Below are 18375 nucleotides of genomic sequence, written 5' to 3'. Positions count from 1 at the left end.
GGGGCGGCACTAGCCTGGAGGTCATCATGACTCCTTCGAATCTCATCGGCGGACACGTCTTCGTCGCCGGCGGCCTGGCCAAGGGCGGGCTGAAGTACGCGGCCGACATCGGCGCCGAGATGGTCCAGGTCTTCGTCACCAATCCGCGCGGCTGGGCGCTCAGCGAGGGGAACCCCGCCGAGGACGCCAAGCTGCGCGAGTCGGGCGTGCCGGTCTTCCTGCACGCCGCGTATCTCGTGAACTGCGGGTCGCCGACCCCGGAGACCCTGGAGAACTCGATCGCGGTCATCCGCCACACGCTGCGGAGGGGCGTCGAGACCGGCGCGCTCGGCGTGGTCGTCCACACCGGCTCGGCCGTGAGCCAGTCGCGCGAGGACGCGATGCGCCAGATCCACGAGCGCCTGCTGCCGGTGCTGGACGAGCTGCCCGCGGACGGCCCCGACCTGCTGCTCGAACCGATGGCGGGCCAGGGCCAGATGCTGTGCGCGACCGTGCAGGACCTCGGGCCCTATCTGGAGGCCCTCGACCACCACCCCAAGGTCGGCGTGTGCCTCGACACCTGCCACGCCTACGCCGCGGGGCACGACCTGGCCGCGCCGGGCGGGGTGAAGGAGATGATGGACGCGCTGAACGAGGTGGCCCCGGGCCGGCTCAGGCTGATCCACGCCAACGACTCGAAGGACCCCTGCGGTTCGAAGCGGGACCGGCACGAGAACATCGGGGCGGGGCACATCGGCGCCCAGGCGTTCGGCGAGCTGATGCGCCATCCCACGGCGGCCGGGGTGCCGTTCTGCATCGAGACCCCGGGCAAGGTGGACAAGCACCGCGAGGACATCGAGCTGCTCAAGCAGCTGCGCGGCGACTGATCAGCGTCACTCCGGTGGGGCCGTACCGCGCCGCTGGTCTCTGCGAAGGAGCCGGGCGTTCGCGGCGATCCGGGCCCCCGTATGGCCGGATCGCCGCGCACCCCCCCGATACGCGTCGGCGGGGCCCTTCCCCCCCGAGTAGGGCCCCGCTTGGTAACCATTCGGTGACAACCTGCTCACTTTGTGATTACCCCGCGTGTCTTGCGACGTGCGAAAGACTACGAGGTGTAGTCGGGCGGGGGGATGGCCGTTCGGACGAGCGGTCTCTAGTTAGCGCCATGCGGCCCGCTCCCGCACGACGAGCGGGCCTCAGGAGGCGACGAGTGGTTGATCGGGGCGCGTGAAGACGCCCCGGGCCCGGCCGGGCCGCCGAATGCGCGGAGCTCAGCCGCCGAGGCGGCGGTAGCGGCGGACGGACAGGGGCAGGAAGACGAGCGTGATCAGCAGCGGCCAGCCGATCGCCAGCGCGAGGGCGTGCTCGGCGGCCCAGGAGTCGCCCTGCCAGCCGGGATTGCCGAACAGCATCCGGCACGCGGCGACCGTCGCCGACAGCGGGTTCCACTCCGCGATCGCCCCGAGCGGGCCCGGCAGGAGCGCCGGGGAGACGAAGGTGTTGGCCAGCATCGTGAGTGGCAGCAGTGGCAGCCAGGCCGCGCCCGCCGCCTCCGGGGTGAGCACCAGCCCGAGGTAGATCCCCACCCAGATGAGTGCGAAGCGCAGCAGGAGGAGCAGGCCCACGGCGGCCAGGGCGCCGCCGATCCCCCGGTGCCAGCTCCATCCGGCGACCAGGCCGCACGCGAGCAGGACCAGCAGTTCGAGCACCGAGTTGACGATGTCGGCGAAGGTGCGCCCCAGCACCACGCCGGGCCGCGAGATCGGCATCGAGCGGTAGCGGTCGGTCACTCCGCGGGCGGTCTGCAGGCCGACCACCGTCATCGTGGTCATCACGCCCATCGCCATCGTCTGGGAGAACATGCCCGGCATCAGGAACTCCCGGTAGGCGCCGCCGCCCGCGACGTTCATCGCGCTGCCGAGGACGTAGCCGAACAGGACGACCATGACGATCGGATACAGCGTCAGGTTGAGGACCGCGGCCGGGTTGCGGACCCAGTGCTTGAGATTGGTGCGGGCGATGACCGACGCATCCGACAGCGTCCAGCGCAGCCGCTCGCCCCACCGGGGCGGCGCGTCCGGGGCGGTGAGGGCGCTCACGCGGCCGCCTCCGCCGTGAGGCTCAGGAACACCTCGTCCAGCGTCGGACGCCGCAGGGAGACGTCCTCGACCTCGATGCCGCGCCACTCCAGCTCGCGTACGACCGTGGTGAGCGCCCCGACGCGGTCGCGTACGGGGGCGGTCAGGCGGCGCGTGTCCGCGTCGGCGACGGGCTCGGCCTGCGCGACGCCCGCGAGGACCGCGGCGGCGTCGCCGAGGCGGGCGGGATCGCGCACGACGAGATCGAGGTGGTCGCCGCCGATCAGCGACTTCAGGCGCTCGGGGGTGTCGTCCGCGATGACCTTCCCTCCGTCGATCACCGCGATCTGCCGGGCGAGCTGGTCGGCCTCGAACAGGTACTGCGTCGTCATGAGCACGGTGCTGCCGGCATCGGCGAGGCCGCGCACGGCGCGCCAGACCTCCGTGCGGCTGCGGGGGTCGAGACCGGTGGTCGGCTCGTCGAGGAACAGCACGCGCGGAGCCTGGATGAACGCGGCGGCCAGGTCGAGACGGCGCCGCATGCCACCGGAGTAGTTCTTGACCCGCCGGCCCGCCGCCTCGGACAGCCCGAACCGCTCCAGGAGCTCGCCGGCGCGACGGCGCGCCGCCGCCGCGCCGAGGTGGTGGAGCCGCCCCCACATCTCGAGGTTCTCCCGTCCGGTGAGGATCTCGTCCACGGCCGCCTCCTGCCCGGCCAGGCCGATGCGGCGGCGCACCTCGGCCGGCTGCCGCGCGACGTCGAACCCGGCCACGAGCGCGCGGCCGGAGTCCGGCCGCGCCAGCGTGGTCAGCACGCGGACGGCGGTGGTCTTGCCCGCGCCATTCGGGCCGAGAAGCGCGCACACGCTCCCGCCGGCGACCCTCAGGTCGAACCCGTCCAGGGCTCTGGCGTCGCTGTAGCGCTTGCCCAGCCCCTCAGCGACGATGGAATAGGAGTTCATAATTCCATAATGGGACTTAGGTGTCTCATTTTCAACCGCGATCGTCTCGTAATGGAAGCGCTGCTAGCCTTCCGGCGTGACCGACACCAGGGAATCGGGCACGCGCAGCCGTACGCGCCGTGCCATCCTCGCCGCGGCGGCCTCGGTCCTCGCCCGCGACCGCGGCGCGACGCTCGCGGCCATCGCCTCAGCCGCGCAGATCGGCCGCAGCACGCTGCACCGCTACTTCTCCGACCGGCAGGACCTCGTGAACGCGGCGGTCGTCGACTCCTTCCGCGTGGTGGAGCAATCGACGGCCGAGGCGGCCATCGACCAGGGCCCGCCGCTCGAGGCGATGCGCAGACTGATCGCCGCCCTGGTGGACGCCGGGGACCGCCTGGCGTTCCTGTTCGGCGACCCCCGGGTGCTGGAGGAGTTCACGGACTGCTTCGAACCGGATCTGTCGGTGCCGACCACCGTCGGCCTCATCGAGCGCGGCCAGGCCGAGGGCGTGTTCGACCCGGGCGTCAGCGCCGAGTGGATCCAGCAGGTGCTGTGGGCCCTCACCTACACCGGCTGGGAGGCGGCCGAGAAGGGACTGCTCCCCCGGCACGGTGTCGCCGCCGCCGTGACCCGCGCCTTCGAGAGCGGCATGGTCGTGTCCCCGGCCCACTCCTGAGACGCCGCAGCTGTGACGTGATCGCGCGCAGGCTCAGGGACGGAACTGGCGGACGAGCTGCTCGCGCACCTGGCGGGTGTGCCGCCTGCTCACCGGCAGCGCCTCGCTACCCACCTGCAGGACCACCCGGCCGGCGTCGAAGCGCAGCTCGCTCACGTGCCGGGCGTTGACCAGGGTGCTGCGGTGCGCCCGGACGAACCCCGCGCCCGCCCAGCGGCGTTCCAGCGCCGCGAGGGACATCCGTACGAGGTAGGCGGCGTCGGCCGTGTGCAGGCGGACGTAGTCGCCGTGGGCCTCGGCGTAGCAGACGTCCTGCCGCGCCACGAACTTCGTGCGGCCCCCGAGCTCGACCGGGATCGTCTCCAGGTCCTCCTCGGCGCCGGGAGGCGCCACCGCGGCCGAGAGGCGGCGTACGGCCTCCGCCAGGCGTTCCGGCCGTACGGGCTTGAGCAGGTAGTCGACGGCCTCCAGCTCGAACGCCTGGACGGCGCAGTCGTGGGCGCTGACGAAGACCAGACGGGGCGGCGTGGGGAACCCGCCGATGAGCCGGGCCAGGTCCAGGCCGTCGAGGCCGGGCATGCGCACGTCGAGGAAGACGCCGTCCAGGCGCTCCCCGTCGGCGATCATCTGGACCATGTCGTGCAGGGCGGCCCCGCCGTCGGTCGCCGTCCTCACGTGCTCGACCCGGGCGTCCTGGCGGAGCAGGAAGGCGAGCTCGGACAGGGCGGGGACCTCGTCGTCCACCGCGAGGACACGCAGCATGGCGTACACCGTGCCGCCTGTCCCGCCCCCCGCGCAAGGGGTGACCGATCGGTAGGTATCTTTCCCGATACCCTGCGTGACCATCGCGTCAGGTGCCGAGCCAAGCGCCAGGCCAAAACTGGGTAGAGCTATTCGCTGTTTTGCCCCTAAATGGGCTTTTGTCCGCCAGGACTGTCTACCGTGAGGAGGAGACCAGGCCGAACGAGGAACTTGGATGAGCATAAGGCCGGGCACGTTCCTTCCCCTCTCCAACTCCATCCAGGCACGGGTGACGCTGGCCGTGGCGGCGGTGTCCGTGCTCGTCGCCGCTGTGATCGGCGCCGGCCTGTGCCTGCTGATCCGGAACCGGGTCGAGAGCGAGATATTCATCGAGACGCGCCGCGTCGCCACCGAGTGGATCGGCCTGATGCAACGCGGGCAGGTTCCGCCGCCGACGCCGACGGCGCGGGTCCCGCTCGTCCAGCTCGTCGACTCGCGGGGCCGGGTGACGGCGGCCGGGCCCATGGCCGGCGACCGGCCGCTGAGCACGGTCCGGCCGACCGAGGAGAACCGTTTCCGCGACGTGACCGAGTGCCCCGAGAGCGAGCCGTGCGTCCTGCTCACCGCCGCCCGGGTCCCGTCCCTGCAGTCCTGGGAGCTCTGGCATGGCGAGCCCCACTTCGTCTACGCCGGCACGGACCAGCCGCCCGTCCTGCGCGGACAGCGACTGGAGTTCCTCATCGGGGCCGGCGGGGCGCTGCTCGCGGCCCTGTGGACCTGGACGACCTGGCGGGCGGCAGGCCGCATCCTGCGCCCCATCAACGCGATCCGGCAGCGGATGTCGGAGATCAACGCCAACGACCTGTCCCTGCGGGTGCCGCAGCCGTCCGGCCGGGACGAGATCGCACAGCTGGCCCGTGCCGCCAACCAGACGCTCGGCCGGCTGGAGTCGGCGGTCACGCGGCAGCGGGAGTTCGCCGCCATCGTGTCCCACGAGCTCAAGTCTCCGCTCACCGGCCTGCGCACGGGGCTGGAGGAGGCGCTGCTCTACCCGGAGACGGACGCACGGCAGGCGATCGCCAGGTCGCTGCCGGCCGCCGACCGCATGCAGCAGATCATCGACGAGATGCTCGCCTTCGCCCGGCTCCGGAACACGCCGTGCTCGTCCGAACCGGTCGATCTCGGGGCGCTCGTACGCGCCGAGGCGGCGGCGCGTACGACAGGCGTGCCGGTGTGCGCCAGGGCCGAGCCCGGCGTGCGGGTCTTCGGCAACCGCGTGCAGTTGGCCAGCATCGTGACGAACCTGCTGGTGAACGCCCAGCGCCATGCCATCGGCCAGGTGGACGTGACCGCCGGACGCGACGGCGCCCACGCGCTGGTGGTCGTGCTGGACGACGGCGACGGCGTCGCCGAGGAGGACAGGGAGCGCATCTTCGAACCCTTCATGCGGCTGGAAGCGGGACGCCGTCTGGATCCTGACGGCAGCGGGCTCGGCCTGGCCCTGTGCCGGGCGATCGCCGCGGCGCACAACGGCAGCCTGTGCGTCGAGGACTCCCCGCGGGGCGCCCGCTTCGTGCTCCGGCTCCCGCTCCTGACCGGCTGATCGTCCGCCCGGTCAGGCCCGGGCCGGGACTGCGCGGGGACGGTTCTTGGGGATGCGCAGCCGGATGCGGGTTCCCTCGCCGGGCGCCGTCTCGACCATGAGCCCGTAGTCCTGGCCGTAGAGGTGGCGCATGCGCAGGTCCACGTTGCTCAGCCCGATACCGCTGCCCTCCTCCGCGAGCGCGGCCCGCAGATGCTCGGGGTCCATGCCGACGCCGTCGTCCTCGACCCAGATGTGCGCCTCCGGCCCCGCGTCCCTGATCACGACCCGGACCTCCCCCGGCATGCCGTGCTTGATGGCGTTCTCCACCAGGGGCTGCAGGCACAGGAACGGCACGTCGACCTTCAGCACCTCGGGCGCGACCTGCACGGTGAAGCGCAGCCGGTCGCCGAACCTCGCCTGCTCCAGCAGCAGGTAGCGGTCCACACAGCCCAGTTCGTCGGCGAGCGAGGTGAAGTCGGCCGCCCGGCGCAGCGCGTACCGGATGAAGTCGGCGAAGTCGAGCAGCAGCTCGCGGGCGCGTTCGGGCTCGGTCCGGACGAACGACGCGATCGTGGTCAGCGAGTTGTACACGAAGTGGGGGGAGATCTGCGCCCGCAGGGCCCGCGCCTCCGCCTCCAGCGTCCGCCTCCGGGAGGCGTCGAGCTCGGCGAGTTCGAGCTGGCCGGACATCCAGCGGCCCACCTCGGCCGCCGTGCGCAGCAGGGCGGCGCCGGCCTCCGCGTCGTAGGCCGCGAGCGCGCCGACCACCCGGTCCTCCACGGTCAACGGGACCACCACGCCGTGCCGGGCGTCCCCCCGGGCGGGGGCGGCGCGCGGCCTGCCGGTCGCCATGGCCGCGCGCACCTCGGCGAGCACCGCCTCGTCCGCCGGCACCCCCGTGCCGTCCCTGGCCAGGACCCGGTCGTCCGTGGCGACGGCGAGGCCGGCGGCGCCGAGCAACGCCCGCAGGTGCCGTACGGAACGGCGGGCGGCGCCTCTGGTGAGCCCGGCGCGCAGCGAGCCCGCGGCCAGCCCGGCCACGCGCAGGGCGAGGAACGTCGCCTCACCCGGCGGCTCAGCGGAAGACGGCCCGCGGCGGGCGAGGGCGCGGCCCAGCGCGCCGCCGCAGACCCCGCAGAGCGCGCACAGCGTGACCCATACGGCTGAAGACACGCCGGACACCGTAGCCGCTCGGCGGCCTCACGGCGGGCCGTCGCCCGGGTCCTCCTGGTATGAGTAGCGCTGCTCTTTCCAGGGGTCGGCCACGTTGTGGTAGCCGCGATCCTCCCAGAACCCGCGCCGGTCCTCGGTCAGGTACTCGACCGCGCGCACCCACTTCACGCTCTTCCAGGCGTACAGGTGGGGCACCACGATCCGTACGGGGTGGCCGCGCTCGGGGGACAGCCGGTTCTCGTCGAGGTGCGTGGCGAACAGCGTGGTCGGGCGGTCGAAGTCGGACAGTCGCAGGTTGGCGCTGTAGCCGTACTCGGCCCAGACCATGACGTGGCGCACACCGTGCGCCGGGGGGACGCGTTCGAGCAGCGCCGACGTGGGAACGCCGCTCCACTCGTTGCCCATGATGGAGAACTTGGTGACGCAGTGGAAGTCCGCCACGACCGTCGCCGTGGGCAGGGAGGAGAACTCCTCCCACGAGAACTCATGGACCCGGCCCGAGGCCGTGGCGCCGAACACCTGGAAACGCCACGTCTCCGGGCGGAACCCCGGGACCCTTCCGTAGTGGACGACCGGCTGTCCGCGTGGGACGTACTGGCCCGGTGGCAGGCGCGTCTCCTCCTCAGGTTTCTCCGGCACGCAGGCCATCCTGCCATCCGCCGCTGACACGACCGCACCGGCCCCCTGACGCACAGTGGGGCACGATCATGAAACCATGCGCTATATTGCGTCGCATGCGCACCGCTTGGTCGTTTTGGTATGGCGACGGACCCGTGAGGACCGATCGCCTCCATGCGCTGCGCTGACAGCCACGGCGAACGAAGGCCCCGGGTCCACACGGACCCGGGGCCTTCGTCGTTTTCCGGACCCGCACCGTTCACCGCTCACGCGACAGGAGTCACCATGGTCATCGTCATGACCCCGGAAGCCACCCAGGACGACATCGAGGCGATCATCGGCCTCGTCGCCGCGGCCGGAGGGGAGGCGTTCACGAGCCGCGGCGTGAACCGTACGATCGTCGGCCTCGTCGGCGACGTGGAGCAGTTCGCCGCACTGAACCTGCGCGGCATGCGGGGCGTCGCGGACGTCGTGCGCGTCTCCACGCCGTACAAGCTCGTGAGCAGGGAGAACCACCCGCAGCGCTCCACGGTGACCGTGCGCGGCGTGCCGATCGGCCCGGACACCGTCACCCTGATCGCGGGCCCGTGCGCGGTCGAGACGCCGCAGCAGACGCTGGAGGCCGCGCTGATGGCCAAGGCGGCGGGCGCGACGCTGCTGCGCGGCGGCGCCTTCAAGCCGCGCACCTCGCCGTACGCCTTCCAGGGCCTGGGCGAGGAGGGCCTGCGCATCCTGGCCGACGTGCGCGAGCAGACCGGGCTGCCGATCGTCACCGAGGTCGTGGACGCCCACGACGTGGCGCTGGTGGCGTCGTACGCCGACATGCTGCAGGTCGGCACCCGCAACGCGCAGAACTTCGCGCTGCTGCAGGCCGTGGGCGCGGCGGGCAAGCCGGTCATGCTGAAGCGGGGCATGACGGCGACCATCGAGGAGTGGCTGATGGCGGCCGAGTACATCGCCCAGCGCGGCAACCTCGACATCGTGCTGTGCGAGCGCGGTATCCGCACCTACGAGCCCGCCACCCGCAACACGCTCGACGTCTCGGCGGTCCCGGTCGTCCAGCGGCTGTCGCACCTGCCGGTGATCGTCGACCCGTCGCACTCCGGCGGCCGGCGCGACCTCGTGCTGCCGCTGTCCCGGGCCGCGGTCGCGGCCGGGGCCGACGGCCTGATCGTCGACATGCACCCGCACCCCGAGCAGGCCCTCTGCGACGGGCCGCAGGCCCTGGTCGACGGCGACCTGGACGACCTCGCGGCCGTGCTGCGCGACTTCCCCCCGCTGCTGGGCCGTACCGCGGCCACGTTCGCGTCCCCCGTCCCCGCCTGACCGGTGACACCGGGCCGGGTGCATCGGGACCGCGGGACGCGGTCCCGATGCATTCGCTCAGACGTCGAGCTTGTACGGCTGGATCGAGTCGGCCAGCTGGGCGGCGAGGTCCTCGGCGTCGAGACGCCTCTCGATCTGCTTGAGGTCCTCGATCTTCGCGCGGGTCTCGGCCTGCCTGGGCGCGAGCAGCGTGCAGCAGTCCTCGTCGGGCAGCTCGGAGATCTCCAGCGTCCCGATCCGGCGGGCCTCGGCCATGATCTCGGTCTTGTCCAGGCCGATCAGGGGGCGCAGGATCGGCAGGTCCACGGCGTGGTCCTGGGCCGTGATGTTGGTCAGGGTCTGCGAGGAGACCTGGCCGAGGCTGTCTCCGGTGACCAGCGCCTCGGCGTGGATGCGGTGGGCGACCTCCTCGGCCGTCTTGAGCATCAGCCGCCGCTGCGCGATCACCGCGAGCCGGTCCTGGCCGGAGTTCCTGATCGACTGCTGCGCCTTGCCGAACGGCACCACCCACAGCCGCGACTTGCCCTGGAACTTGTCCAGGTTGCGCACCAGCGCGTACGCCTTGTAGATCGACTCCGAGGTGGTGAACGGGATGCCGGAGAAATGCAGGAAGTCCACCCGCAGGCCACGCCGCATCATGCGGTAGGCGGCGACCGGGGAGTCGATCCCGCCGGACAGCAGCGCCAGCGCCCGGCCGCTGGAGCCGACGGGCAGGCCGCCCTGGCCCGGCCGGCCCCCGGTGAACAGGAACGCCTCGTCCTTGTCCACCTCGATGTGCACGGTGAGCTCCGGGTTGCTCAGGTCGACCGGCAGCCCGTAGGTGTCGTTGATCGCCCCGCCGACCACGCGGTCCAGCTCGTTGGAGCGCAGCGGGAAGCGCTTGTCGCGACGCCGCGACCGTACGGCGAAGCGCGCCTTGCGGGCCACCTCGTCGCTGTCCCTGATCAGGTCGATGGCGGCCTTGGTGATCGTGTCCGGGTCCTTCGGCACCCGCCACGCGAGGTGGACCAGCACGATTCCGGGCACGTCGGCCACGCGGGCCGCCACCGCCTCGGCCTCCTCCACCTCGGTTCCCGAGGGCAGGAACAGGGCGATCACCCCGTGCCGCTGGCGGATGTCGACCCGGTGGCCCTTGAGGGCGTGCTTGATGTTCGCCCGCAGGCGCATCTCGAAGATCTCGCGGTTCCGGCCCTTCAGGACCACCTCGCCTAACTTGAGCAGCACCGAGGGCTCTCCGAGGGCGGTCATGGTCATTGGTGGAAAACCTCCGGACGGACAGGGACGGCCGTCACACCGGGGAGGGCACGGCCGGGGGAACATACGCCAAGGACAACGCGTCACCGCGATGCGGGCTTCCCCACTTTAATGCCGCCGCCGCGACAACGCCGATTATCCTCCGTCGAGTTCGACCAGGCCCTTCTCGATCGCGTAGCGGACTAGCTCGACCCGGTTGTGGAGCTGGAGCTTGCTCAGGGTGTTCTGCACGTGGTTCTGCACCGTGCGATGCGACAGCACCAGCCGTTCGGCGATCTGCCGGTACGTCAGGCCCTTGGCGACCATGCGCAGCACCTCGGTCTCCCGGTCGGTCAGCCGGGGGCCGTCCCGTCCGGCGTCCCCGCCCCGGTCCGGTGCCAGGTGGGCCAGCCTGCGGTACTCCCCCAGCACCAGCCCGGCCATGCCGGGAGTGAAGACGGCGTCGCCCTGGGCGGTCCGCCGGACCGCGTCCAGGAACTCCTCCCGGCTCGCCGACTTCACCAGATATCCCGAGGCGCCGGCCTTGACCGCTTCCAGCACGTCCTCCTCCTCGGCGCTGGCCGACAGGACGAGCACACGCGGCGGGGCCGCCGACGCGCCCAGGCCCCGGGCCACCTCCACGCCGGCCAGGTCGGGCAGCCGCAGGTCGAGGACCACCACGTCCGGCCGCACGGCCGCCGCGACGCGCAGCGCCTGGCGGCCCTCGCCGGTGGCGGCGACCACGTCGTACCCGGCCTCGGTCAGGTCGCGGGCGACCGCCTCCCGCCACATCGGATGGTCGTCCACCACCATGACCCGCACCGGCGGCCGTCCGTCTTCGTTCACGAGCGCCTCTCGCCTCCTTCGCCCGGTCGCGGCGGCGTCCGTGCCGGGACCGACAGCTCGATCTCCGTTCCCGACCGCGACGAGGTGACCGTCACCGTGCCGCCGAGGTCGGCCACGCGGCCCCGGATCGACTGGGCCACGCCCATGCGCCCCTCGCGTGCCGCCTGATCGAGCCGCCCCTCCGGGATGCCCGGCCCGTCGTCGCGGACGGTGACGACGACCGCGCCGCCGTCCTCCTCCGCGAGTATCCACGCGCGGGTGTCGCCGGGGCAGTGCCGTACGACGTTGTCGAGGGCCGCGCCGACGGCCGCCGCCACCTCCCGCGCGCTCTCGGCCGGCAGCGGCAGCGGTGTCGCGGGCGCGGACACGGTCACGCGCGCCGTGCCGTACGGCCGCAGCAGGTCGCGCAGGTCGACCTCGGGCTCCGCCGTCGTGGTGTTCGTCACACGGCGGGACGTCCCTTCGCGGGCGAGGGCACGGCGAGGGCGCGCCGGTGATCGGAGCCGGCCGCGAAGTCCGGGCGGCGGGACGGGGTGCGGCGGCTGCGCGACGGGCGGCGCCTGCACCAGCGCCCGCAGCGCCGACTCCTGCTCCCCCGCGAGCCTGCCCAGCTCGGCCGCCTCGCCGCCGATCTCCGCGCCCCTGCGCTGCACGAGCGCCAGCACCTGCAGCACCGAATCGTGGATGCCCCGGGCCAGCCGCTCCCGCTCGCGGCCCGCGGCCTCGATCCGCTCGGCGCGCCGCATGCGCTCCTCGGCCTCCCGCGCGAGCCGGGCGACGTGCCCGACGACGACCCCGGCCATGAAGATGAGCACGGCGCCGTTCACCGGGAACGAGGCGAGGTCGATCCCGCCGGCGCTGCGCAGCCACAGGTCGGCCGCCGACACCGCCGCGGCGGCGACCGCGCCCGCACGGCGTCCCCGGGCCACCCCGTACGCGAGGACGGGCCCGGCCACCCAAGTCGCGGTGATCGGCATCGCCCCGGCCAGCACGTCGCCGCGGCTCTGCGCGAACGGCGTGGCCAGCAGGCAGCCCACCGTGACGAGGAGGTCGGCCGCCAGCAGCGGCCCGCGCCGCGCGGCGGGATAGAGGACGAGCGTGACGGCCGTCCAGGCGGCCATCACGCCGACGACGGCCCAGGCCACGGCCGGACGGGCGTAGCCGCCGGCCCTGAGCACGAGCAGCGCCGCGTACGCGAGCGACGCCAGGCGGAAGACCGCGATCGCCCGCCAGAACGGTCCCTCGATGCCCATCGCGCGGCGCCCTCTCCTGATCGAGCCGGGAGGGCGTGCCGCGCCCTCCGCTCACATATTCGGGCAACCGCCGCGTCTCCGCCTCGATCTTCCGCCGGATCGCGGCGGCGAGGGCCCAGGCGGGTCGCCGGAGAGCGCCCGCGGTCTCCGGCGTCCGCGGGTCTCGTCGGGGGCCTCGCATGCGTACGGCTCCCGCGGGGCGTCGCGGGAGCCGTACGGGATCGTGCGCGGGCCGTGGTGACGGGCCCGCGTCCGATCAGCCGAAGAAGACCTCGGCCTCTTCGTAGCGGGAGGCCGGCACGGTCTTGAGCTCGGCGGTCGCCTCGGCGAGGGCGACGCGCACGATGTCGGTGCCGCGCAGCGCGATCATCTTGCCGTAGTCGCCCTCGTTCACCGCGTCGATCGCGCCGAGGCCGAAGCGGGTCGCGAGCACGCGGTCGTAGGCGGTCGGCGTGCCACCGCGCTGGATGTGGCCGAGGACCGTGGTGCGGGCCTCCTTGCCGGTGCGCTTCTCGATCTCCTTGGCGAGCATCTCGCCGATGCCGCCGAGACGCACGTGGCCGAACGCGTCCAGCTCGCCGGTCTGCAGCGCCATCTGGCCCTCGAGCGGGTGGGCGCCCTCGGCGACGACGATGATCGGCGCGTACCGGGTCTTGAAGCGCGACTCGACGTAGGCGCAGACCTTCTCGATGTCGAACGGCTTCTCCGGGATGAGGATGACGTTGGCGCCCGCGGCCATGCCGGCGTGCAGCGCGATCCAGCCGGCGTGACGGCCCATGACCTCGCAGATCAGCGCGCGGTGGTGCGACTCCGCCGTGGTGTGCAGCCGGTCGATGGCCTCCATCGCGATGTTGACCGCGGTGTCGAAGCCGAAGGTGTAGTCGGTGGCGTTGAGGTCGTTGTCGATCGTCTTGGGCACGCCGACGACGTTCACGCCGCGGTCGTGCAGCTGCTTGGCCACGCCCAGCGTGTCCTCGCCGCCGATGGCGATCAGGGCGTCCACGCCGGTGGCGGCGAGGTTCTCCTTGATGCGCTCGACGCCGCCCTCGATCTTGATCGGGTTCGTGCGGGAGGAGCCGAGGATCGTGCCGCCGCGCGGCAGGATGCCCCGCACGGCCTGGATGTCGAGCGGCATGGTGTCGCCCTCCAGAGGGCCACGCCAGCCGTCCCGGAATCCGACGAACTCGTGCCCGTACACGCCGACGCCCTTGCGGACGACGCCGCGAATGACCGCGTTCAGCCCGGGGCAGTCGCCGCCTCCGGTGAGGACTCCAATACGCATGACGGGTTTTCCTCCATCTGGGATTACGCGTGGAATGGCGTGGCCGGCCCGACGCAGACCCCGGCACTCCACGGCACCGCATTCTGCCCCAGCCCCGCACAATGGTCTAGACCAAAAGAAGAGGCTACGCCACCTGGCCGACCAGACCAACTCAGTCTCGCACGGCGAGACCGCGCGCGTCGTGCGAGGGCGTCTTCCCAACGGGCCGCCGCGGTCCTATCTTTGACTCCGTCAAGCATTTCCTTGAGACAGGCAAGGGAACATATGGACATCGTGCCGGAAGTGCGCGCGTTCAACCGCTTCTACACCTCCGTCATCGGGGTGCTCGGGGCGGGAATGCACGACACTCCCTACTCCCTGACCGAGGCGCGGGTGCTCTTCGAACTCGGCAGCCGGGAGGCGGCGGACGCCGCCGGCATCAGGAGCATGCTCGGTCTCGACGCCGGCTACCTGAGCCGGATCCTGACCAGGTTCGAGACCGACGGGCTCGTGTCCCGCGAACGGTCGGCCGAGGACGCCCGCCGCCAGGTCGTACGGCTCACCCCCAAGGGCCACGAGACCTTCGCCGTGCTCGACCGGCGCTCGGCCACCGAGATCGAGACCCTGCTCGCGAAGCTGACCGACCCGGAACGCCGGCGGCTCGTGTCCGCCATGGCCACCGTACGGAGCCTGCTCGAGCCCGCCGAGCGGCGCGAGCCGTACGTGATCAGGCCGCCGCGGGCGGGCGACCTCGGCTGGGTGGTGCACCGGCACGGCGCCCTCTACGGGCAGGAGTACGGCTGGGGCGTGGCGTTCGAGGCCCTGGTCGCGCGGATCGTCGCCGACTACGTCGAGGACCACGACCCCCGGCGGGAGGGCTGCTGGATCGCGGAGGTGCGCGGCGAGCCGGTGGGATCCGTCTTCTGCGTGCGCAAGGACGACACGACGGCCCAGCTCCGCCTGCTGCTGGTCGAGCCGTCCGCGCGCGGCATGGGCATCGGCGGGCGGCTGGTCGAGGAGTGCCTGCGTTTCGCCGCCGCGGCCGGCTATCTCCGGATCATGCTCTGGACCCGCGACGTCCTCGCGAGCGCACGCCGGATCTACCAGGCCGCGGGGTTCGAACTGCTGGAGGAGTCCCCGGGCGAGGAGTCGGGGATCCCCGTCAACGAGCAGGTATGGGCCAGGGACCTGTGACTTCCGGGCCCGTCCGGGGCGGCCCCTACCGTGATCTTCGTGGTGGGATCGGTGCGGCGGAGCGTGGGAGCGGCGCGGAAGAGCGTGGGAGCGGCGCGGAAGAGCGCGGGAGCGGTCGCCCTCGCGGTGTGCGTGGCGGTGTTCGTGGCAGGGAGCGCGGCGGGGTGCGCGGTCGCGCGTGAGATCGCACTGCCCGCCGCCCCTACCGCCGAGGCCGGGGCCGTGTCCGAGGCCGCGCACAGCGTGGTGCGGGTCCGGGGTTACGCCTCCTCCTGCAGGAAACGGCTCGAAGCGACCGGATTCGTCTACGCGCCCGAGAGGGTCCTGCTCAACGCGCACACCGTGGCAGGGGTGGACCGCGACCTGGAAGTCGTCCTCGACGACGGACGGCGGTTGGCCGCACGGGTGGTGGCCTTCGACCCGGAGGTCGACGCCGCCGTCCTGCGGGTATCCGGGCTGGCCACCCGGCCGCTGCGGCTCACGGAAGCCGCGATCACCACCGCCGTGGTCGTCGGCTACCGCAAGGGCGCGACCGTCCCGGCCGCGCTCCCCGCCACGGTGCGCCCGGACCAGCCCGCCGAGTCGTACGACATATACAACCGCGTCCGAGTGCCGCGGCAGGTCCACCGCTTCCATGGTGCGGCCATCACGCCCGGCATGTCGGGCGCCCCGCTCATCGCCGGCGAAAATCGGGTGGCGGGGATGGTCTTCGCGGTGGACGTGGACAAGGCCGACGTCGGCTACGCGCTCACCGCGGCGCAGCTCAGGGCGGTCGCCGCGGCCGGCAGGAGGGCCACCGCCACCGTGCCGCACGACCCCTGCGACTGACAGCCCTCGAACGCCGGCAACCGGGAGATCGCACCGCCGCGCGGCGCCGCCCTCGGCGCGACACCGGCCTCCCCTAGCCGGCCGTGGCCGGCTCAGGCGCGGACGAGGTCCTGGAAGGGCCCGCGGACCTCGACGGTCACGGAGTCCGGGGCGGACCGAGCATCGTGTGGTGGACGGCAGGAGAAGTAGAGCCTGTCGCCGGCCGGCGACATGGCGGGGCCGGCGACGGTCCAGCCGCCCGTGACGCGCAGGAACGGCACCACCCGATCCGCGGCGACGAGGGTGATCTCGCCGTCTTTCCCGCCGCCCGGCCGGGCGGCGGTGTCGTGCGCCACCGTCAGGCGCTCGCGAGCCGCGTCGTACGCCCACACCCGGCCGTCCCCCTCGGTGACGAACCGCAGCAGGCCGTCGCGGTAGTGGCAGTCACCGCCGCGTGCGAACCTCCTGACTCCTTTCACCTGTTCGCGTATTGGCGTGTGCCCAGCGAGGAGCACATGTTCGCCGAAAGGCACCTGGGCCGTGGCCGGGGTCGGCACCCGCTCCCAGGCCACCGCCTCCTCGCCGGGCGCGCCGATCATCACCTCGAGCACCCCCGTGGTGAGGTCGCCCCAGTCGTCCGGGCGGAACCGGTACAGACATCCGTCCGGCTCGCCTTCCGTGAGGTAGACGACGCCCCGATCGGAGTCGCAGGCCACGCCGCCGTGGAGGAACAGGCCCATCGCGAGCCGGGGCATGGGAGCGCGCAAGCCGTACGGGTCGCATTCGAAGATCCGTCCGTACGGCGTCCGCTCGCCCGACACCCACGTGTTCCACGGTGTCGCGGCGCCGGCCCCGCTGCGGTCGGCGCCGGACAGGACGCGGTAGCCGTCGCGCAGGGTCCCGTCCGGGGCGAAGCGCAGCGCCGTCACGCCGCCGAGCAGCGGCAGCGCGCAGTTGGACACATATATCCAGCCGTCTCCGTCCGGGAAGCATCCGCCGCCGTCGGGGGCGGCGTGCCAGACGACTCCCCCGGTCCGCTCCCCCGACCGTGCCACGATCCGGCCGGTGAAGCCCGCCGGCAGGGCCCGAAGCACCTCCGGTGGAAAAGGGCCGCCCGGATCACCCTGGGCGTACGGCTCGCATCGGCCGGGCGGCTCACGCCCGTCGTCACGGGCGAACGCCGCGCGCCACACCGCTCCCGGAAGCACCGAGAGCTCCGCCGACCGGACGGAAATCCCCTGCACCGCTGACCGCCTCCTCGACCTGCCCCTGGTCGTGCCGGTCCGCCCCCGGCGGGCCGTTCGTTGGTTCCCGCGCGGCCGTCGCCCGGTCCGGGGACGGGGCCGCTCCGCTCCCCTTACCCACCCGGCGGCGTCCGACCGGGTCTTTCCGTCCCGTGTCCTCTTGTCCCGCGTCTTCTTGTGCCGCGTCTTCTTGTGCCGCGTCTTCTTGTGCCGCGTCTGTTGTTCCGCGTCTTGTTGTTCCGCGTCTTGTTGCGCGGCTCCACGTCTCGGCGCCCAGTCGACCCGTCTCGTGTGAACGGCGCGAGAAGCGGCATGCCTCACCGGGGCGAACACTTCGGAAATCGTGACGCCGCGATGACGGAGTCGATGTTGACAGTGTCATTGTGACAGTGTCATGGTGGTGGCATGAGCGACACCTGGACGATCGGCGAGCTGGCGGAGCGGGCGGCGGCCATGCTCGGCGCCGTGCCGCGCGTCAACGGCCAGGAGCCGCGCGCGGACGGTCCGGAGCAGCCGCGCGGCAACGGCAGGGTCCGCGAGGTGCCCAACGAACGGCTCATCCGCTGGTACACGACGATCGGGCTCCTCGACCCTCCGCTGGGCAGACGCGGCCGGGTGGCTCTCTACGGCCGCCGCCACCTGCTCCAGCTCGTGGCCGTGAAGCGCCGTCAGGCGGACGGCCTGTCCATCGCCGCCATCCAGGCGGAGCTGACAGGTGCGACCGACGCCATGCTCCAGCGTGTCGCCGGGCTCGCCGGGCCGTCTTCCGAGCCGTCTTCCGAGCCGCCGTCCGGGCCGGCGCCCCGGCCGCTGGTCCCGCCCTCTCCGCCACCGCCGGCACCACCGCCCGGCTGGTGCGGGACGCGGCCGGAGCCTGGCACCGTCCCCGCGACACCGGACGTCGCACGACTCCCGGCGCGCGACCGCTTCTGGGCACGCCCGGACTCGTCCGCCTTCACGGCGGCCTCCGATCACTCCGGCACCGCGCACACCGACACTGCCCACACCGGCACTGCCCACACCGGCGCCATGAGCCCCGGTGCCGCGCACCTTGGCACCGTGGACCCCGGCACCCCGCGCCTTAACACCGTGGACCCCGGCACCGCACACCTTGGCACCGCGCTCCCGGACACCGCGCTCCCGGACACCGTGGTCCCGGACATCGTGGTCCCGGACATCGTGGTCCCGGACATCGTGGTCCCGGACGTCGTGCACGGCGTAAGGCTCGCACCCGGGGTGACGGTCCTGCTCGACCCGGCTCACCGGGCGCCGGACGGACACGAGGTGGCCGCGCTGCGCCGGGCCGCCGCGCCGCTGCTCACGGCGCTCGCCACGCTCGGCCTGGCCGGGCCGTTCCAGGGCCCCGACGACACCACGGCCTTCGATCCACACGCTTCCGACACGCTGGAGGGATGAC

Annotated in this window: 17 protein-coding genes; 7 read left to right on the top strand and 10 right to left on the bottom strand. The window is 72.7% G+C overall.

Going from position 1 to position 18375, the window contains the following annotated elements:
* Positions 1-26: 26 nt before the first annotated feature.
* On the top strand, positions 27-866 hold the full coding sequence (locus HHX41_RS02595) for a deoxyribonuclease IV (RefSeq protein ID WP_182904641.1): 840 nt from the start codon (positions 27-29) through the stop codon (positions 864-866).
* Positions 867-1250: 384 nt separating this feature from the next.
* Here HHX41_RS02595 and HHX41_RS02590 read toward each other — a convergent pair whose 3' ends face one another.
* Positions 1251-2078, bottom strand: a complete 828-nt coding sequence (locus HHX41_RS02590; protein ID WP_182904640.1) for an ABC transporter permease — start codon at positions 2076-2078, stop codon at positions 1251-1253.
* Positions 2075-3019 carry an ATP-binding cassette domain-containing protein gene (locus tag HHX41_RS02585; protein WP_182904639.1) on the bottom strand — a complete coding sequence of 315 codons (945 nt, stop codon included), beginning with the start codon at positions 3017-3019 and terminating at the stop codon, positions 2075-2077. The genes HHX41_RS02590 and HHX41_RS02585 overlap by 4 nt, the downstream gene beginning before the upstream one ends.
* A 76-nt stretch (positions 3020-3095) precedes the next feature.
* On the opposite strand from HHX41_RS02585, the gene HHX41_RS02580 reads away from it, so the two are divergent.
* On the top strand, positions 3096-3677 hold the full coding sequence (locus HHX41_RS02580; RefSeq protein WP_182904638.1) for a TetR family transcriptional regulator: 582 nt from the start codon (positions 3096-3098) through the stop codon (positions 3675-3677).
* A 33-nt stretch (positions 3678-3710) separates the two neighbouring features.
* Here HHX41_RS02580 and HHX41_RS02575 read toward each other — a convergent pair whose 3' ends face one another.
* Positions 3711-4439, bottom strand: a complete 729-nt coding sequence (locus tag HHX41_RS02575) for a LytTR family DNA-binding domain-containing protein (protein WP_169978642.1) — start codon at positions 4437-4439, stop codon at positions 3711-3713.
* Between the two features lie 214 nt (positions 4440-4653).
* Here HHX41_RS02575 and HHX41_RS02570 point away from each other — a divergent pair, with 214 nt between their 5' ends.
* Positions 4654-6021 carry a HAMP domain-containing sensor histidine kinase gene (locus HHX41_RS02570; protein ID WP_182904637.1) on the top strand — a complete coding sequence of 456 codons (1368 nt, stop codon included), beginning with the start codon at positions 4654-4656 and terminating at the stop codon, positions 6019-6021.
* Between the two features lie 12 nt (positions 6022-6033).
* Here the strand turns inward: HHX41_RS02570 and HHX41_RS02565 are convergent, their stop codons facing one another.
* Positions 6034-7176 carry a sensor histidine kinase gene (locus tag HHX41_RS02565; protein ID WP_182904636.1) on the bottom strand — a complete coding sequence of 381 codons (1143 nt, stop codon included), beginning with the start codon at positions 7174-7176 and terminating at the stop codon, positions 6034-6036.
* A 27-nt stretch (positions 7177-7203) separates the two neighbouring features.
* A complete protein-coding gene (locus HHX41_RS02560) occupies positions 7204-7824 on the bottom strand; it encodes a molybdopterin-dependent oxidoreductase (protein ID WP_169979727.1) in 621 nt (206 codons plus the stop codon).
* A gap of 255 nt (positions 7825-8079) precedes the next feature.
* Between HHX41_RS02560 and aroF the strand changes: the two genes are divergently transcribed.
* On the top strand, positions 8080-9120 hold the full coding sequence (gene aroF / locus HHX41_RS02555) for a 3-deoxy-7-phosphoheptulonate synthase (protein WP_182904635.1): 1041 nt from the start codon (positions 8080-8082) through the stop codon (positions 9118-9120).
* Positions 9121-9177: 57 nt separating this feature from the next.
* Here aroF and thiI read toward each other — a convergent pair whose 3' ends face one another.
* The 4 genes from thiI to HHX41_RS02535 all read right to left on the bottom strand — a co-directional run bounded on the left by thiI (position 9178) and on the right by HHX41_RS02535 (position 13734).
* The gene (gene thiI / locus HHX41_RS02550; RefSeq protein WP_169978650.1) at positions 9178-10374 is read right to left on the bottom strand and encodes a tRNA uracil 4-sulfurtransferase ThiI; all 1197 of its coding nucleotides are present in this window, start codon (positions 10372-10374) and stop codon (positions 9178-9180) included.
* A 135-nt stretch (positions 10375-10509) separates the two neighbouring features.
* On the bottom strand, positions 10510-11166 hold the full coding sequence (locus HHX41_RS02545; protein ID WP_182904807.1) for a response regulator transcription factor: 657 nt from the start codon (positions 11164-11166) through the stop codon (positions 10510-10512).
* 29 nt (positions 11167-11195) lie between these two features.
* On the bottom strand, positions 11196-12452 hold the full coding sequence (gene macS / locus HHX41_RS02540) for a MacS family sensor histidine kinase (RefSeq protein ID WP_182904634.1): 1257 nt from the start codon (positions 12450-12452) through the stop codon (positions 11196-11198).
* 256 nt (positions 12453-12708) lie between these two features.
* Positions 12709-13734, bottom strand: a complete 1026-nt coding sequence (locus tag HHX41_RS02535; RefSeq protein ID WP_169978654.1) for a 6-phosphofructokinase — start codon at positions 13732-13734, stop codon at positions 12709-12711.
* Between the two features lie 264 nt (positions 13735-13998).
* Here HHX41_RS02535 and HHX41_RS02530 point away from each other — a divergent pair, with 264 nt between their 5' ends.
* Together HHX41_RS02530 and HHX41_RS02525 are read left to right on the top strand one after the other, a co-directional pair.
* Positions 13999-14907 (top strand): helix-turn-helix domain-containing GNAT family N-acetyltransferase, encoded by a 909-nt coding sequence (locus tag HHX41_RS02530; RefSeq protein WP_182904633.1) that lies wholly within the window; start codon positions 13999-14001, stop codon positions 14905-14907.
* A 39-nt stretch (positions 14908-14946) separates the two neighbouring features.
* On the top strand, positions 14947-15735 hold the full coding sequence (locus HHX41_RS02525; RefSeq protein WP_182904632.1) for a trypsin-like peptidase domain-containing protein: 789 nt from the start codon (positions 14947-14949) through the stop codon (positions 15733-15735).
* Between the two features lie 92 nt (positions 15736-15827).
* Here HHX41_RS02525 and HHX41_RS02520 read toward each other — a convergent pair whose 3' ends face one another.
* On the bottom strand, positions 15828-16958 hold the full coding sequence (locus HHX41_RS02520; protein WP_310741734.1) for an alkaline phosphatase PhoX: 1131 nt from the start codon (positions 16956-16958) through the stop codon (positions 15828-15830).
* A 405-nt stretch (positions 16959-17363) separates the two neighbouring features.
* On the opposite strand from HHX41_RS02520, the gene HHX41_RS40135 reads away from it, so the two are divergent.
* Positions 17364-18374 (top strand): helix-turn-helix domain-containing protein, encoded by a 1011-nt coding sequence (locus HHX41_RS40135; RefSeq protein WP_259400562.1) that lies wholly within the window; start codon positions 17364-17366, stop codon positions 18372-18374.
* The last annotated feature ends 1 nt before the right edge of the window (position 18375 follow it).

It is taken from the genome of Microbispora sp. H13382 (assembly GCF_014161445.1).
Classification (GTDB): Bacteria; Actinomycetota; Actinomycetes; order Streptosporangiales; family Streptosporangiaceae; genus Microbispora.
The sequence above is the reverse complement of the archived record's forward strand: the minus strand, read 5'-3'. Positions and strand labels throughout refer to the sequence as shown.

Excerpts from the sequence above, each read along its gene's own strand:
- HHX41_RS02595 (WP_182904641.1), top strand. The coding sequence starts at position 27 with ATGACTCCTTCGAATCTCATCGGCGGACACGTCTTCGTCGCCGGCGGC.
- macS (WP_182904634.1), bottom strand. The coding sequence starts at position 12,452 with ATGGGCATCGAGGGACCGTTCTGGCGGGCGATCGCGGTCTTCCGCCTG.
- aroF (WP_182904635.1), top strand. The coding sequence starts at position 8,080 with ATGGTCATCGTCATGACCCCGGAAGCCACCCAGGACGACATCGAGGCG.
- HHX41_RS02570 (WP_182904637.1), top strand. The coding sequence starts at position 4,654 with ATGAGCATAAGGCCGGGCACGTTCCTTCCCCTCTCCAACTCCATCCAG.
- thiI (WP_169978650.1), bottom strand. The coding sequence starts at position 10,374 with ATGACCATGACCGCCCTCGGAGAGCCCTCGGTGCTGCTCAAGTTAGGC.
- HHX41_RS02560 (WP_169979727.1), bottom strand. The coding sequence starts at position 7,824 with ATGGCCTGCGTGCCGGAGAAACCTGAGGAGGAGACGCGCCTGCCACCG.
- HHX41_RS02585 (WP_182904639.1), bottom strand. The coding sequence starts at position 3,019 with ATGAACTCCTATTCCATCGTCGCTGAGGGGCTGGGCAAGCGCTACAGC.
- HHX41_RS02545 (WP_182904807.1), bottom strand. The coding sequence starts at position 11,166 with ATGGTGGTGGACGACCATCCGATGTGGCGGGAGGCGGTCGCCCGCGAC.
- HHX41_RS02530 (WP_182904633.1), top strand. The coding sequence starts at position 13,999 with ATGGACATCGTGCCGGAAGTGCGCGCGTTCAACCGCTTCTACACCTCC.
- HHX41_RS02575 (WP_169978642.1), bottom strand. The coding sequence starts at position 4,439 with ATGCTGCGTGTCCTCGCGGTGGACGACGAGGTCCCCGCCCTGTCCGAG.
- HHX41_RS40135 (WP_259400562.1), top strand. The coding sequence starts at position 17,364 with ATGAGCGACACCTGGACGATCGGCGAGCTGGCGGAGCGGGCGGCGGCC.
- HHX41_RS02535 (WP_169978654.1), bottom strand. The coding sequence starts at position 13,734 with ATGCGTATTGGAGTCCTCACCGGAGGCGGCGACTGCCCCGGGCTGAAC.